14 protein-coding genes are annotated in these 14,684 nt (G+C 63.6%); 12 read left to right on the forward strand and 2 right to left on the reverse strand.

Annotated elements, in window-relative coordinates:
* Positions 1-885: an IclR family transcriptional regulator gene (locus YH64_RS11705; RefSeq protein WP_255444344.1), complete on the reverse strand. Its 885-nt coding sequence runs from the start codon at positions 883-885 to the stop codon at positions 1-3.
* Between the two features lie 119 nt (positions 886-1,004).
* On the opposite strand from YH64_RS11705, the gene YH64_RS11710 reads away from it, so the two are divergent.
* The 7 genes from YH64_RS11710 to fba all read left to right on the forward strand — a co-directional run bounded on the left by YH64_RS11710 (position 1,005) and on the right by fba (position 10,182).
* Positions 1,005-2,333, forward strand: coding sequence for an ArgE/DapE family deacylase (locus YH64_RS11710; protein ID WP_046804406.1), 1,329 nt, complete (start codon positions 1,005-1,007; stop codon positions 2,331-2,333).
* Positions 2,334-2,510: 177 nt separating this feature from the next.
* Positions 2,511-3,998 (forward strand): ABC transporter substrate-binding protein, encoded by a 1,488-nt coding sequence (locus YH64_RS11715; protein ID WP_255444346.1) that lies wholly within the window; start codon positions 2,511-2,513, stop codon positions 3,996-3,998.
* Entirely contained in the window at positions 3,995-4,972 is a 978-nt protein-coding gene (locus YH64_RS11720; protein WP_046804408.1) for an ABC transporter permease, read from the forward strand. Before YH64_RS11715 ends, YH64_RS11720 begins: the two co-directional genes overlap by 4 nt.
* Entirely contained in the window at positions 4,969-5,811 is an 843-nt protein-coding gene (locus tag YH64_RS11725) for an ABC transporter permease (protein WP_046804409.1), read from the forward strand. Before YH64_RS11720 ends, YH64_RS11725 begins: the two co-directional genes overlap by 4 nt.
* On the forward strand, positions 5,808-7,451 hold the full coding sequence (locus YH64_RS11730; RefSeq protein WP_046804410.1) for an ABC transporter ATP-binding protein: 1,644 nt from the start codon (positions 5,808-5,810) through the stop codon (positions 7,449-7,451). The genes YH64_RS11725 and YH64_RS11730 overlap by 4 nt, the downstream gene beginning before the upstream one ends.
* Positions 7,444-8,883, forward strand: a complete 1,440-nt coding sequence (locus YH64_RS11735) for an amidase (RefSeq protein ID WP_046804411.1) — start codon at positions 7,444-7,446, stop codon at positions 8,881-8,883. The genes YH64_RS11730 and YH64_RS11735 overlap by 8 nt, the downstream gene beginning before the upstream one ends.
* Before the next feature lie 234 nt (positions 8,884-9,117).
* Positions 9,118-10,182, forward strand: a complete 1,065-nt coding sequence (fba, locus tag YH64_RS11740; protein ID WP_046804412.1) for a class II fructose-bisphosphate aldolase — start codon at positions 9,118-9,120, stop codon at positions 10,180-10,182.
* A gap of 127 nt (positions 10,183-10,309) precedes the next feature.
* Here the strand turns inward: fba and YH64_RS11745 are convergent, their stop codons facing one another.
* Positions 10,310-10,765: a GFA family protein gene (locus YH64_RS11745; protein ID WP_046804413.1), complete on the reverse strand. Its 456-nt coding sequence runs from the start codon at positions 10,763-10,765 to the stop codon at positions 10,310-10,312.
* A gap of 242 nt (positions 10,766-11,007) precedes the next feature.
* On the opposite strand from YH64_RS11745, the gene YH64_RS11750 reads away from it, so the two are divergent.
* The 5 genes from YH64_RS11750 (at position 11,008) to YH64_RS11765 (ending at position 14,678) form a co-directional block, all read left to right on the forward strand.
* Positions 11,008-11,889: a phosphoribosylaminoimidazolesuccinocarboxamide synthase gene (locus YH64_RS11750; RefSeq protein ID WP_046804414.1), complete on the forward strand. Its 882-nt coding sequence runs from the start codon at positions 11,008-11,010 to the stop codon at positions 11,887-11,889.
* Between the two features lie 223 nt (positions 11,890-12,112).
* Entirely contained in the window at positions 12,113-12,271 is a 159-nt protein-coding gene (locus YH64_RS30185; RefSeq protein WP_046804415.1) for a DUF5993 family protein, read from the forward strand.
* A 10-nt stretch (positions 12,272-12,281) separates the two neighbouring features.
* On the forward strand, positions 12,282-12,854 hold the full coding sequence (locus YH64_RS11755) for a disulfide bond formation protein B (protein WP_046804416.1): 573 nt from the start codon (positions 12,282-12,284) through the stop codon (positions 12,852-12,854).
* 106 nt (positions 12,855-12,960) lie between these two features.
* Positions 12,961-13,491: a 5-(carboxyamino)imidazole ribonucleotide mutase gene (purE, locus tag YH64_RS11760; RefSeq protein ID WP_046804417.1), complete on the forward strand. Its 531-nt coding sequence runs from the start codon at positions 12,961-12,963 to the stop codon at positions 13,489-13,491.
* Positions 13,488-14,678, forward strand: a complete 1,191-nt coding sequence (locus tag YH64_RS11765; RefSeq protein ID WP_046804418.1) for a 5-(carboxyamino)imidazole ribonucleotide synthase — start codon at positions 13,488-13,490, stop codon at positions 14,676-14,678. The genes purE and YH64_RS11765 overlap by 4 nt, the downstream gene beginning before the upstream one ends.
* The last annotated feature ends 6 nt before the right edge of the window (positions 14,679-14,684 follow it).

Consider the following 14,684-nt stretch of genomic DNA (forward strand, 5'->3'; position numbering starts at 1 on the left):
TCAGTTGCGGTTGGGGCGGCCGCTGAGCGCCCGCGCGGCGGAAATCGCCAATGAACTGAAGCGCTGCGAGAAGGAATCCAGCGTCCATTCGGCCAGCAGGCCGGCGATATGTATGGCCCCAATCGGGCGGCCGGTGTGGTCGACGACCGCGCTGCCCAGCACGATCTCGCCCACCATGCTTTCTTCCTGGCAGATGGCGTAGCCCTGCACCCGCGCTTCGCGCACGCGCTGCCGGATCAGGTCGGGGTCGGTGATGGTCTTAGGCGTCAGCGGGCGCAAGTGGCTGCGTGCCAGGATGTCGTCGACTTCGTCATCGGGCAGATGCGACATGATGGCGCGACCGCCTGAGGACGAGAACGTGGGCATGCGCCGGCCCACCAGGGTGGCGTAGAAGGTCTGGCGCTTGGTCTGGCGACGTAGCGCATACACGATGGTCAGGTCGTCAAACAGGCTCAGATCCACGCGCTCGCCGCATTCCTGCTGCAGTTGCTCAAGGATGGGGGTCGCGCGCTCCAGCAGGGGGTGCCCGCGCAAGAAATCAAACGTTCGGTCCAGGATCTTCTTCCCCAGCACATAACCGCGCTGGTTACTACCGCGCTCCAGATACCCAAGGGCCACAAGCGTATGCAACATGCGCTGGGTCGAGCTGCGGTCGAGGCCCGATAACTGCGCGAGTTCGTTCAGGCTCAGCGGGCCGGGGTGATTGGAGAACGCCTCCAAGATGCCGAAGCCTTTAGCCAGGGATTGGTTGAACCGGGTCTCGGTTGTCGCCATGTTGATGTACTCCAGTTTCTTCTTGTCTTTGCTGTTGGTTCGGCGGGCGATATCCGTACGTGGATACGCGCTGTAGAAGTAATTCGCTTTCTTCCAGGCTAGGGAAATCACCCATGCCTTCCGGCTTGCCTCGCAATTGTACGGCCCCTATCATTCCACATATAGATATCGAAGTATCAATAAATGATACTTAAGAGGCGATTTAGTCCGTGGTGGACAAGGAGAGTGCAATGAGCAGTGCCGTAGCAGCCAGGCTGGATCTGGCCCGTATCGCAGAAGCCGTCAACCGGCTTCGCCCATACATGATCGACACGCTGGCCGGATTCGTGCAATGCCGCAGCCTGCCCGGTCAAGAGATGCCCGCAGCGGAATTCCTGGAATCCGCCTTGGCGGACCTGGGCCTCGTTTCCGAGCGGATAGCGCTGCGCACCGAAGAGCTCAAGAACCTGCCGCTGTATTCCCCCGCCTGCTGCCCGGACGGTGGCCGCTACAACGTGTTGGCACGCCACGAGCCGCGCAGCGCCGGTGGCCGCGCCGTGCTCTTCAACGGCCACCTTGATGTGGTACCGACCGGCCCGCAAGAACTTTGGGATCCGGAGCCATTCAGCGGCGAAGTGCGGGAAGGCTGGCTGTATGGCCGCGGCGCGGGCGACATGAAGGCCGGGATCATCTGCGCGCTTGCCGCCTTCAAGGCCTTGCGGGAATTGGGCGTGCAGCCTGCGGGCGCAGTGGGTTTTAACGGCGTGCTGGAAGAAGAAAACACCGGCAACGGCACGCTGGCCACCGTCTCTGCGCTGCAAAGCGCCATCGCTGCGGCCAAACTTAGCGCGTTCGACGCGGTAGTTATTCCCGAACCCACGAACGAACGCATGATGAGCGCGCAATTAGGCGTGTACTGGATGTACGTGGATGTCGTGGGTCGTCCGGCGCACGCGGCCAACATGACCTCGGGCGTCAACCCTGTCGAAATCGGCCTGCGTATTGTCGACGAAATGAAAAAGGTGGAGCACGAATGGAACATGCCGGAAAACCGGCATCCGGCTTATCGAGAACACGCGCACCCGATCAACTTCAATTTGGGTCAAATCCACGCCGGTGACTGGAATTCGTCGGTGCCTAGTGTCTGCACGTTGGGCATGCGGATCTCTTGCTACCCGGACATGAGCATTGACGCCGCCAAGGAGTTGGTCGAGAAGCGTATTCGCGCCGTTGAAGACGCATTGAGGGAGAGCGACGTGCGCATCGACATCCGCTACGAGGGCTTCCACGCTCCCGGCTGCGAGTACGACCTAGACGTGCCTGCCATGCAACTGCTGGCCGACGCCCACCGCCGCGTCGCTGGAGAAGCGCCGCAGCCCACTGCGATGACCGCCACCACCGACGGTCGCCACTTCCGCCTGATGATGGACGTGCCGGTCACCTGCTACGGCCCAAAGGTGCAGAACGTGCACGGCTTCAACGAGTGCGTCTCGGTAGACAGCATGGTGCGCGTCGCGACATCGCTGGCGCTGTTTATGCACGACTGGTGCGGCGTGGAGCCGCTGCAAACCTCAGCCTGATGGTGGCGGGCCTTCCGCCGCCGTCTTCCGCCGCTTTCCATTTCATACGGAATTCCTGCCATGACGTTCCCTGTCGCCCGGTGCGCCTTAGCGCGCTTTACCCTCGCCACCGCGAGCCTGTTAACGCTGTCTGTTCCCGTCTTGCAAGCGGCTGAAACGCCCCAGTATGGCGGCGTCTTGACTGCCATCCTGAGCCCCGAGCCGCCGACTTTAAACGTGGCCGTGCAGCAAGTCGCGAGTACACAATTGGTTGCCGGCAAGATCTTCGAAAGCCTGTTGACCTATTCCTTCGACCTGAAGCCGCAACCTGGGCTGGCCAAGTCTTGGGACGTGTCCGCCGACCGCCTGACCTATACCTTCCACTTGCAGCCCAAGGTGCAGTGGCATGACGGTAAGCCGTTCTCATCCGACGACGTGCTGTTTACGTACACCAAAGTGCTGGCTAGCACTCCACGCACACGCACGCTGATGGCCAACGTGCAAGAAGTGTCGGCACCGGACGCACATACGGTCGTTTTCAAATTAAAGCAGCCGTACTCGGCGTTTCTGTACGCGTTTGATATCGGCGGCGGCGCCATCCTGCCCAAGCACCTGTACGACGTGGACACGCCAATTGGCCGGAATCCGAACAACAACGCGCCGATCGGTACCGGCCCGTTTAAGTTCAAGCGCTGGGAACGCGGGTCATATATTGAACTGGTTAAGAACGAGCAATACTGGAAGGAAGGCCGGCCTTATCTGGACGGCATCACGTACCGCGTGATTCCCGATTCGGCTTCGCGTCGCGTGGCTTTGGAGCAAGGCACGGTGCTGCAAGCATGGCAGCAAGACATCGAGCCCGTCGATGTGGCGCGCGTGGCCAAGCTGCCGACCATTAATCAAACCCACAAGGGATATGAGTATTGGTCGACCATGCACTGGCTCGAGCTCGACGGCAGCCGTTATCCCTTCTCGGACAAACGATTCCGTCAGGCGCTGATGTATGGCATCAACCGTCAGTTCATCGTTGACAAGATCATGTTCGGGTCGGGTACGGTGGCCACTGGTCCCATTCACCACAACACGCGTTTCTATGACGCCAACGTCAAAAAGTATCCGTACGACCCGAAGCGAGCCATTGCGTTGCTAGATGAAATGGGTCTGAAGCCCGACGCCAAGGGCGTGCGCGCCACCATCGGCCTGATACCGCTGCCTTACGGCGAAACGCCACGCCGCACTGCGGAATACATCAAGCAGAATCTGTCCAAGATCGGCGTGACCGTCAATATCGAAAGCACCGACGTTGGCGGGTGGACCAGCCGCGTGGGCAACTGGGATTTCGATATGGCCGCCAACGGCGTGTTTCAGTACGGCGACCCGGCCATAGGCGTGGCGCGCACCTATCTGGGCAGCAACATTAAGAAGGGGCTGATGTTCAGCAACACCTCGCAGTACGACAACCCCAAGGTCGACGAACTCTTCAACGCCGCCGCCACCGCCCCTACCGACGAAGAGCGTCAGAAGTTGTACAGCGAAGTCCAACGCATTCTGGTAGACGACGTGCCGGTCCTGTGGCTGGCCGACACCAAATCCTCCACGCTGCTGAACAAGCGCGTGCATGACGCGGTGACGACCGCGCTTGGCGTAGTTGATACGCAAAGCGACACTTGGCTGTCCAAAGAATGAAGGCGGTCAGTAAATTCCTGGCGAATCGGGTGGTCAAGAGCGCCCTGGTTCTGCTGATGATCGCGCTCTTTAACTTCTTCCTGGTTCGCGCGGCGCCGGGTGATCCGGCTGAAATTCTTGCCGGGCAATCGGGTGCGGTGGACGCCGAGTTCATCGAAAAGCTGCGTCAGGAGTTCGGGTTGGACAAGCCCATCCCGGTGCAACTGGGACATTACCTGAAGAACGTCGCCACGTTTGATCTAGGCTATTCCTACCGCCAACAGGCGTCTGTTTCCAGCTTGATCTTGCAGCATCTGCCAGCGACGCTGTTGCTAACGTTGTCGGCGTTTGCCTTTGCGTTGCTGGCCGGGATCAGCCTCGGTACACAGGCCGCATTGCGGGTGGGCAAATGGGGCGACACTGTCATCACCACGCTGTCCATGCTGGCTTACGCCACGCCGCTGTTCTGGGTGGGACTGATGCTAGTGCTGCTGTTCTCGGTCAATCTAGAGTGGCTGCCCGCCTTCGGCTATGAAAGTGTCGGTGCCGACTTGACGGGAATGGCGCGCATGGCCGACGTGGCCAAGCATTTGCTGCTGCCAGCGTTGACGTTGGGCATGTTTTACATGGCCGTCTACGCCCGGCTAACGCGCGCGTCCATTCTCGAAATCAGCCAACTTGACTTCGTCAAGACAGCACGCGCCAAGGGCTTGTCAGAACGCACGGTCATCGTACGGCACGTGTTGCGCAACGCGCTGCTGCCCGTCATCACCTACGCGGGTATTCAGGCGGGCGGGCTCATCGGCGGGTCGCTATTGGTCGAAACGGTGTTCGCGTGGCCTGGTATCGGGCGACTGGCCTTTGACGCGTTGGTGCAGCGCGACTACAGCGTGCTATTGGGCGTGTTTTTCGTGGCCTCGTTAATCGTGGTCGTAGTCAACATTGTCACCGACATTCTTTACACGGTGGCGGACCCCAGAATCGAACTGAAATGAATGCGTTCATACAATCTTTCTGCCGCAACAAGGGCGGCATCATCGGCCTGATCGTGCTGGGGCTGGTCACCTTGATGGCCATTACCGCTGGTTGGATCTTTCCTGACAGCCCGTGGGACATCGTCAACGGCCCCTTTATGCCGCCGCTGTCCGACGGTGCGCTGCTGGGCACTGATACCTTGGGCCGCGATATTGCCACTGGCATCGCTTACGGGTCCCGCGTGACCCTGCTACTGGCTGCAGTGTCCACCGTTGTGTCCATCTTGGTGGGCATCACGGTGGGGGCGTTGGCCGGCTTTTATGGCGGTCGCGTGGACCAAGCCATTGTGGGTTTTATCGAGCTGTTCCAGACCATTCCCAGCTTCTTCCTGGCGGTGGTGCTGGTCGCCATTCTGACCCCCAATATGGCGACTGTGATCTTCGCGATTGCGGTGGTGTCGTGGCCGCCGCTCGCGCGGTTGGTACGGGCGGAATTCATGAGCCTGAAGAACCGCGAATTCGTGCAAGCCGCGATGCTGGCAGGGCAGTCCAACATTCGCATTATTCTGACGCAGATCCTACCCAACAGTTTGTCGCCCGTGATTGTTTCGGGCTCGCTGATGATCGCAAGTGCAATCCTGCTGGAATCGGCCCTCAGTTTCTTGGGTCTGGGCGACCCTAATGCCATAACGTGGGGTTACATCATCGGGATGTCGCGCAGCGTGTTGCGGGATGCGTGGTGGATGAGCGTGTTCCCTGGCGTGGCAATCTTGGTGACAGTGTTGTCGCTGAACCTGATCGGGGAAGCGCTCAACGATGCCCTGAATCCCAAATTGGCCCGCAGGAGGGCAACGCAATGAGTGCCGACCAGAACAGCGTGCTGCTTGACATCCGCGACCTTAGCGTCACCGCTGCCCACGGGGGACCCACGGTCGTGCAAGGCGTGTCGTACACCGTCAACCGCAATGAAATCATGTGCGTGGTCGGCGAATCGGGTTCGGGAAAATCCGTGACGGCGCACGCCATTATGGGTCTGCTTCCGGACGATCAACTCAGTATCACGCAAGGGAAAATTCTGTACGGCGGGCGCGACCTGGTCGGCTTGTCGGCCACCGACTGGTACGGCTTGCGCGGCAAGTCGTTCGGCATGGTGTTCCAGGAACCCATGACCGCGCTGAATCCCATCATGCGCGTGGGCCGACAGGTGGACGAAGTGCTCGAACGCCACACCACGCTGAGCGCCTCGGCGCGCAAGCAGCGCGTGCTGGAATTGTTCGAACAGGTGCTGCTGCCGGATCCCGCCGCCATGATCGACGCCTTTCCGTTCCAGTTGTCGGGCGGGCAGCGGCAGCGCGTGGTGATCGCGATGGCGCTGGCCCTGGAGCCGGACGTGCTGATCGCGGATGAACCCACGACCGCGTTGGATGTCACGACGCAGGCGCAGATCCTCGGGCTGATCAAGGACATCCAGCGGCGCATGGGCATCGGCGTCATCTTCATCACCCACGACTTTGGCGTGGTGGCCGACATTGCCGACCGCATCGTCGTCATGCGCAAGGGCGCGGTGGTGGAGGCGGGCGCCGCCCAAGACATTCTGAACCGCCCGCAGCACCCTTATACGCGCCAGTTGATCGCCGCCGTGCCGCACAAGCCCCAGGGCAAGGAAGAAGCGGGTGCGGCGCCCGCGCTGATGGTGGTGGACAAGCTGTGCAAGACCTTCGCCACCGGCGGGCGCCGGGTCGACGCACTGCGCGATATCTCGCTGGAAATCCGGCAGGGCGAAACGCTGGGCCTGGTGGGCGAGTCCGGCTCGGGCAAGTCCACCTTGGGCCGCACGCTGATCGGCCTGATCTCGCCTGACAGCGGCAGCGTGCGCATGGAAGGGCAGGAACTCGTCGGCATGAAGCCGCGCGACTTCCGCCCCTATCGCCGCCAGATCCAGATGGTGTTCCAGGACCCCTACGCATCGCTGAACCCGCGCCACCGCGTGATCGAGGCGGTGGCGCAAGGCCCCATCGCGTTCGGCATCAGCCGCAAGACCGCGCTGCGCGATGCGCGTGAATTGCTGGAACTGGTGGGCTTGGGCGGAGACGCGGGCGACCGCTATCCGCACCAATTTTCCGGTGGGCAGCGCCAGCGCGTGGGCATCGCGCGCGCCCTGACCTTGAAGCCCCGGCTGCTGGTGGCGGACGAAGCCGTGTCGGCGCTGGACGTGTCCATCCAGGCGCAGGTGCTGGACCTGCTTAAGACAGTAAGCGGGCAGTTCGATTTGTCCGTGCTGTTCATCACCCACGACCTGCGTGTCGCAGCCCAGATCTGCGACCGCATCGCCGTGATGCGGCAGGGGCAACTGGTGGAGCTGGAACGCGCGGCCACGATTTTCTACCACCCACAACATGAATACACGCGCCGCCTGATCGAATCGGTGCCGGGCAAGGCCTGGAACAAACCCGATCTGGAAGCGCTGTCAGACCCATCAAGGAGCAAGCAGTATGCGTGACACCGAGTATCAGGCGCTGGACGGGCTGGCGCTGGCGGACTTGTTGGCAAGGCGCGAAGTCAGCCCCGAAGACCTGATGGCCTGCGCCATCAAGCTGGCGCGGGAACGCGCGCCGGCCATGAATGCGCTCTGCTACGAGCGCTATGAAGAATCGCTGGACGTGGCGCGCGCCTGGCAGGCCCGGGGCGTGTTCGGCGCGATCCCGTTTCTGCTGAAGGATTCCGGTCTGGCGCACACGCGCTTTCCGTCCAGCCTGGGCTCCCGCCTATTGAACGATACGCGCTATGCCCGCAACGCCACGTTGGCCGACCGCTTTGAAGCCGCCGGCCTGATCCCGTTTGCCCGCACCACCGTGCCCGAATTCTGCATGGCGCCCACCACCGAGGCGGCGCGTAACGGCGGCCCCACCCGCAACCCCTGGGACCCGACGCGCTCGACGGGCGGCTCCAGCGGTGGCGCGGCGGCGGCGGTGGCGGCAGGCATCGTGCCCTTGGCGCACGGCAGCGACGGCGGGGGTTCCATCCGCATCCCGGCCGCTGCTTGTGGCGTGTATGGGTTGAAGGTGTCGCGGGGCCGCGTGCCCATGGGTCCGTTGCGCGGCGAAGGCTGGGGCGGCCTGGCGACGGATGGGGTGTTGTCGCGCTCGGTGCGCGACACGGCGGCCGCGCTGGACGCCGTGTGTGCCCCGGAGCCGGGCGCGCCCTACGCGGCGCCCGCCGCCCCGGCGTCTTCTCTGGAACTGTTGTCTGCCCCCCCGCGCAAACTGCGCATCGTCGTGTGGCGCAGCGCCTTCAATGGCGTGGCGGTGGCGCCCGACTGCGTTGCCGCTGTCGAGCGCGCGGCGGCGCTATGCCGGGAGCTGGGCCACGAGGTCGTGGACGGCACGCCACCGGACATCGAGTACGACGCCTTCGTGCGGGCCCACGCCAATGTGCTGGCCGGAAACATCGTGCTGTCGGTGGACACGCGGCTGGGCCTGACCGGCCAGCCCTTGGCCGACGACGACCTGGAACCCGTGCTGCGCCAGGGCTATGAATACGGCAAGTCGCTGCCGGCGGCGCAGTACATCGGCAGCGTGAACCGCTTCCATGCCATCGGCCGCATTCTTGACAACTATATGGAGGGCTACGACGCCATCCTGTCGCCCTCGCTGACGCAACTGCCGTTGAAGTTGGGCGAATTGTCCACGGCCCAGGGCACGTTCCTGGACTTCCGCCGCAAGGTCGCCACTTACGGCACGTTCTCGTTGGCGTTCAATGCGTCGGGCCAGCCGGCCGCCAGCTTGCCGCTGGTCTGGACTGACGCGGGTCTGCCGGTGGGCGTACAGGTGGTGGGCCGTTATGGCGACGAAGCCGTGGTGCTGGCCTTGTCGGCCCAACTGGAAACTGCCCAGCCCTGGGCGGGACGCATCGCCGTGCCGCAGCCTGTCTAGGGACGGAGTCGGGGGAACAGCCCCCGAAAGTGAAACTTCGCGTGTCGGGGCGGCTTTGGCCGCCCCTTGTCCCTCATGCGTCCGGACGACCTGCGCGCGGCTTGCGCCGCTTTGCCATCGGCTGAATGGACCGGATACCGGCGGTTGCAAGACCTTTCCTGGAAACCCCCGTAAAATCACCCCATTCAGCAAGCCTTCAACCATTTCAATAAACAGTACTTAGGAGGACCACTCATGGCCCTAGTCTCCATGCGCCAGTTGCTCGACCACGCCGCCGAGAACGGCTACGGCATTCCGGCTTTCAACGTCAACAACCTGGAACAGGTCCAGGCCATCATGGAAGCCGCTGCGGAGACCGACAGCCCGGTGATCATGCAAGCCTCGGCCGGCGCGCGCAAGTACGCGGGCGAAGGCTTCCTGAAGCACCTGATCCAGGCCGCGGTGGAATCCTATCCGCACATCCCCGTCGTGATGCACCAGGATCACGGCCAGTCGCCCAAGGTCTGCCAAGGCGCCATCGACCTCGGTTTCTCCAGCGTGATGATGGACGGTTCGCTGAAAGAAGACGGCAAGACCATTGCCGACTACGACTACAACGTCGAAGTCACCAAGAAGGTGGTGGACGTCGCCCACAAGCTGGGCGTGACGGTTGAAGGCGAACTCGGCTGCCTGGGTTCCCTGGAAACCATGGAAGGCGACAAGGAAGACGGCCACGGCGCCGACGGCAAGCTGACCATGGACCAGCTGCTGACCGACCCGGAACAGGCCGCCGACTTCGTGCGCCGCACCCAGCTGGACGCGCTGGCGATTGCCATCGGCACCAGTCACGGCGCCTACAAGTTCACGCGCAAGCCCACCGGCGACATCCTGTCGATTTCCCGTATCAAGGAAATCCACGCCCGCCTGCCCAACACCCACCTGGTGATGCACGGCAGCTCCAGCGTGCCGCAGGAACTGCTGGCTGAAATCCGCGAATTCGGCGGCAACATGAAGGAAACCTACGGCGTGCCGGTCGAGGAAATCCAGGAAGCCATCAAGTACGGCGTGCGCAAGATCAATATCGACACCGATATTCGTCTGGCCATGACCGGCGCGATCCGCCGCTTTTTTGCCGAGAACCCCGAAAAGTTCGACCCGCGCGAATACCTGAAGCCCGCCCGCGCCGCTGCCAAGGCGATCTGTGTGGCTCGCTACACGGAATTCGGCACCGCCGGCAACGCCAGCAAGATCCGCGCGCTGCCGCTGACCGAAATCGCCGCGCAGTACGCCTCGGGCAAGCTGTCGCAAGTGGTGCAGTAAACCTATCCAGCGCCGCCTTCGGGGGGCGCCGGGATAGCAAAAGGGGGTGGGTCCGTCGTGGACCCACCCCTTTGTTTTGGCCGGCTGCCAAGACGGGCGTATCGGCTGGCCGCGTCAGCCCCGCAAGTCAGGCGGGCGGCGAGTTTTGCGGGAAGTGCGGCACGCTGCGGTCCACGTGGTGCCAGGACGGCGCCGAACTCGTCCACAGGCTGGCCTTGGCGTGGAAGGCTTCGGGGTCGTCCAGCGAGCCGGCGCGCACCACTTCGTATCCCATGCCTTCCGAGCCGCCGAACAGCGGCGTGCCACAGGCGGCGCAGAAGCTGCGCATGACGGTGTGCCCGGAGTCTCCCTTGTAGCGGTGTTCCTTGGCCTGGCCGCGCAGCATCGTTACGGAGCCGGCGGGAAAGATCAGCGCATGGGCCGGCGCGCCGCCGCTGGAATATTGGCAGTCGCGGCAATGACAGGTGGCGGCGGTGATGGGCTCGTCGGTAACGGCGTAACGGATCGCGCCGCACTGGCAACCGCCAGTCAGGTGTACCTGCGCGTCGGCGGCGGACGGGCGTTTAAGGGAAGCATCCTGCATACGGCTTTGTCTCCGGGCGTGAGGTCTGCGCCGTGACGCGGCTGGGGCGGTCGGCGCGAATCGTGAGTCGGGAATCAGAGGCTAACCCGGCCCTTGCCGCCCGGCAAGACGGGCATATTTGCAGTAATCTATGCGTCTTGCACAGGCCATGCCGCCTTTTGCGCAAGTTTCGATTTCGTTCTACTTCCCGCCCTGGCGCTCGCCCGTGGCGGGAATCTTCATTTTTGCCATAGGCCATTCCCGTGACTTCTGCTTTGCATCAATCCAGCATCAAGTCCTTGCCGCTGCTGGGCCGCGGTAAGGTGCGCGATATGTACGCGGTGGGCGACGACAAGTTGCTGATCGTCGCGTCGGATCGTATCTCCGCGTTCGACGTGATTCTTGACGACCCCATTCCCGGCAAGGGACAGGTGCTGACCGAGCTGACCGAATTCTGGTTGCAGAAGCTGGCCCACATCCTGCCGAACCACTCCACCGGCGTGAAGCCCGAAGACGTGGTGGCGCCGGACGAAGTTGACCAGGTGCGCGGACGCGCCGTCGTGGTCAAGCGCCTGAAGCCGATTTTGGTGGAAGCCGTTGCACGCGGCTACCTGATCGGCTCCGGCTGGAAAGACTACCAGGCCACCGGCAGCGTCTGCGGCATCCAGTTGCCCGCCGGCCTGCAACAGGCCAGCCAATTGCCCGAACCGATCTTCACGCCCGCCGCCAAGGCCGAATTCGGCATGCACGACGAAAACGTGGACTTCGCGCACGTGGTCAAGGAAGTGGGTCAGGAAATGGCCGAACGCATCCGCGACGTGACCCTCAAGCTGTACGCCGAAGCCGCGCGCTTTGCCGCCACCAAGGGCATCATCATTGCCGATACCAAGTTTGAATTCGGCCTGGACGATAACGGCACGCTGCACTTGATGGACGAAGTGCTGACGCCCGATTCGTCGCGCTTCTGGCCGGCCGACGGCTACCGCGTGGGCATCAGCCCCCCGTCGTTCGACAAGCAGTTCGTGCGCGACTGGCTGGAAACCCAGACCTGGGACAAGACCCCGCCCGCCCCGCGCCTGCCGCAGGAAGTGCTGGAAAAGACCGCCGCCAAGTACCGCGAAGCGCTGGACCGCCTGATTGCCTGATCCCGTCTGGCGCCGTTGACGCCGTTGACGCCGTTGACGCAGTTGACCGATGGCGCCGCCTAGACGAAAACAAACCCGCCGGTGAATGCACCGAGCGGGTTTTTCTTTGGGGGGACGCATAAGTCCGCGGCGCGCGCATCCGGGCTTTCGATAACAAATATGTCGGATTGTTACGTTATACTCCTCGATTGCTTACAGGACGCCCCCGACAGGAGCCCGTCGCATGATCATGATGTTGCCGTTTCTGACTGGCCTGATCGCCGTGTGGTTTGGCGTGCTGGGCCGTCGCCGTCCATGCGTGACCTTCTGGCTGCTGACCTTGCTGATCTTCGCGGCCTGGTGCGTGCATCACATGAATACGCCGCTGGCGTTGTCGCTGTAAAGGCCGGGCGATGATCTTCTCTGGTAATCCGGCGCGTGGCTCGCGTGTCATCAATGGGCTGGCGCTGCTGGGCGTGACCGGCATCCTGGCCATGGCGTTCGCCTGGCAACTCATTTATGACGAACTGCCGTGCCCGCTGTGCCTGCTGCAACGCGTGGCGCTGATTCTGGCCGGCGTGGGGTTCCTGCTGAACCTGCGCCTGGGCCCGTCCCCCATGCATTACGCGATGAGCATCGCGGCGTCGCTGGGCGGCATGGTCGCATCGGGCCGGCAAGTGCTGCTGCACCTGGCGCCCGGCGATCCCGGCTATGGCTCGCCGTTCCTGGGCATGCACTTCTATACCTGGGCGTTCATTGCGTTTGCGGCCATCATCGTCTTCTGCGTGCTGATGCAGACGGCCGACCGCAAATGGGGCGACACCATGCTGAAAAAGCCCGTGTCGGCGCTGGGCGTCCTGGTCATGGCCCTGTTTTTTGTCATGACGCTGGCCAACGTCGGCGGCACCACGCTGGAATGCGGTTTTGGCCCGTGCCCGGACAACCCCGACACCTATCTGTGGCTGCCCAAGGCCACCGCGCCATAGCCTGCCGCGCGCGCCGGGTAAAATACCGGGTTTCGCGGACTGGATCCGCGGTCCATTGACATTCCGCGGGCAGGTTTCCGCGGTCTTACCCTCTTTGACACCGGTTATGACAGCCAAGACTTCCGCAGCGGCCAAGGCCTCGCCCGTGGTGGGCGTGATTATGGGATCTTCCAGCGATTGGGAGGTCATGAAGCACGCGGTCAGCATGCTTGAGGATTTCGGCGTGGCCTATGAGGCGCGCGTGATTTCCGCGCACCGCATGCCGCAGGACATGGCCGAATACGGCGCGGCCGCGCATGGCCGTGGCCTGCGCGGCATCATCGCCGGCGCTGGCGGCGCGGCGCACCTGCCGGGCATGATGGCGGCGCTGACCGAAGTGCCGGTGTTTGGCGTGCCGGTGCCGTCCAAATACCTGCGCGGCGAAGATTCTCTGCTGTCCATTGTGCAGATGCCCAAGGGCGTGCCGGTGGCCACGTTCGCCATCGGCGAAGCGGGCGCCGCCAACGCGGCGCTGCACGTGATTGCCACGCTGGCCGGCACCGATGCGGACCTGCATCAGAAGCTGGTGGCGTTCCGCGCCCGCCAGACGCAAGCCGCGCGCGACATGAAGGTTCCGCCCGAGGCGTCGATCGTATGAGCCAATCCACTTCTTTCATGATCGCTCCCGGTGGCTGGTTGGGCTTGTTGGGCGGCGGCCAATTGGGCCGCATGTTCTGCCATGCGGCGCAAAGCCTGGGCTACAAGGTCGCGGTGCTGGACCCGGCCGACGAATGCCCCGCGGGCATGGTGGCCGACCTGCACATCCAGGCTGCCTATGACGACGAAGCCGGGCTGGCCCGTTTGGCCCAGACCTGCCAGGCCGTCACCACCGAATTCGAAAACGTCCCTGCCGACAGCCTGCGTACGCTAGCCACGCGTTGCCGCGTCAGCCCGGCCGCCGACGCCGTCGCCATCGTGCAGGACCGCATCGCCGAAAAGACCTTCATCGCCTCGCAAGGCATCGCCGTGGCGCCGCACGCCGCCATCCGCACCGAAGCAGACCTGCGCGCCGCGCCCGACGCCTTGTTTCCCGGCATCCTGAAAGTGGCGCGCCTGGGCTATGACGGCAAGGGCCAGGCCCGCATCAACACGCGCGACGAAGCGCTGGCCGCCTTCGCCGAGTTTGGCGGCGTGGCCTGCGTGCTGGAAGCGCTGATGCCGCTGGACTACGAAATCTCGGTGGTGCTGGCGCGCGGTTTCGACGGCGCAAGCGTTGTCTTCCCGGTGGCGCGCAACGTGCACCGCGACGGCATCCTGGCGGTGTCCACCGCCGCGCCCGTGCAGTCGGACGCCGCGCATGCCGAACGGCAGGCCCGCGCGACCGAAGCCGCGCAATCCATTGCGCAAGGCCTGGGCTATCACGGCGTGCTGTGCGTGGAATTCTTCGTGCTGAAAGACGGCAGCCTGATCGTCAACGAGATCGCGCCGCGTCCGCACAACAGCGGCCACTACACGATGAACGCCTGCGTCACCAGCCAGTTCGAACAGCAGGCACGCGCCATGGCGGGTTTGCCGCTGGGCAGCACGGCGCTCTTGGCGCCCGCCGTCATGCTGAACATCCTGGGCGACATCTGGTACGAATCGCCCACGGCCACGCAGCAGCGCGAACCCAATTGGGCGGCGGCCCTGGCGGTGCCCACCGCCAAGCTGCACCTGTACGGCAAGCGCGATGCGCGTCGCGCCCGCAAGATGGGTCACATCACCATCGTGGCGCCCACGCTGGAGCAGGCCCGCAGCGATGCCGCGAGCGTGGCTGCCGCGCTGGGCATGCAGGCGCCCGAGTAACGCCTG

This window comes from Achromobacter sp. LC458 (genome assembly GCF_001005835.2).
Classification (GTDB): Bacteria; Pseudomonadota; Gammaproteobacteria; order Burkholderiales; family Burkholderiaceae_B; genus Achromobacter; species Achromobacter spanius_B.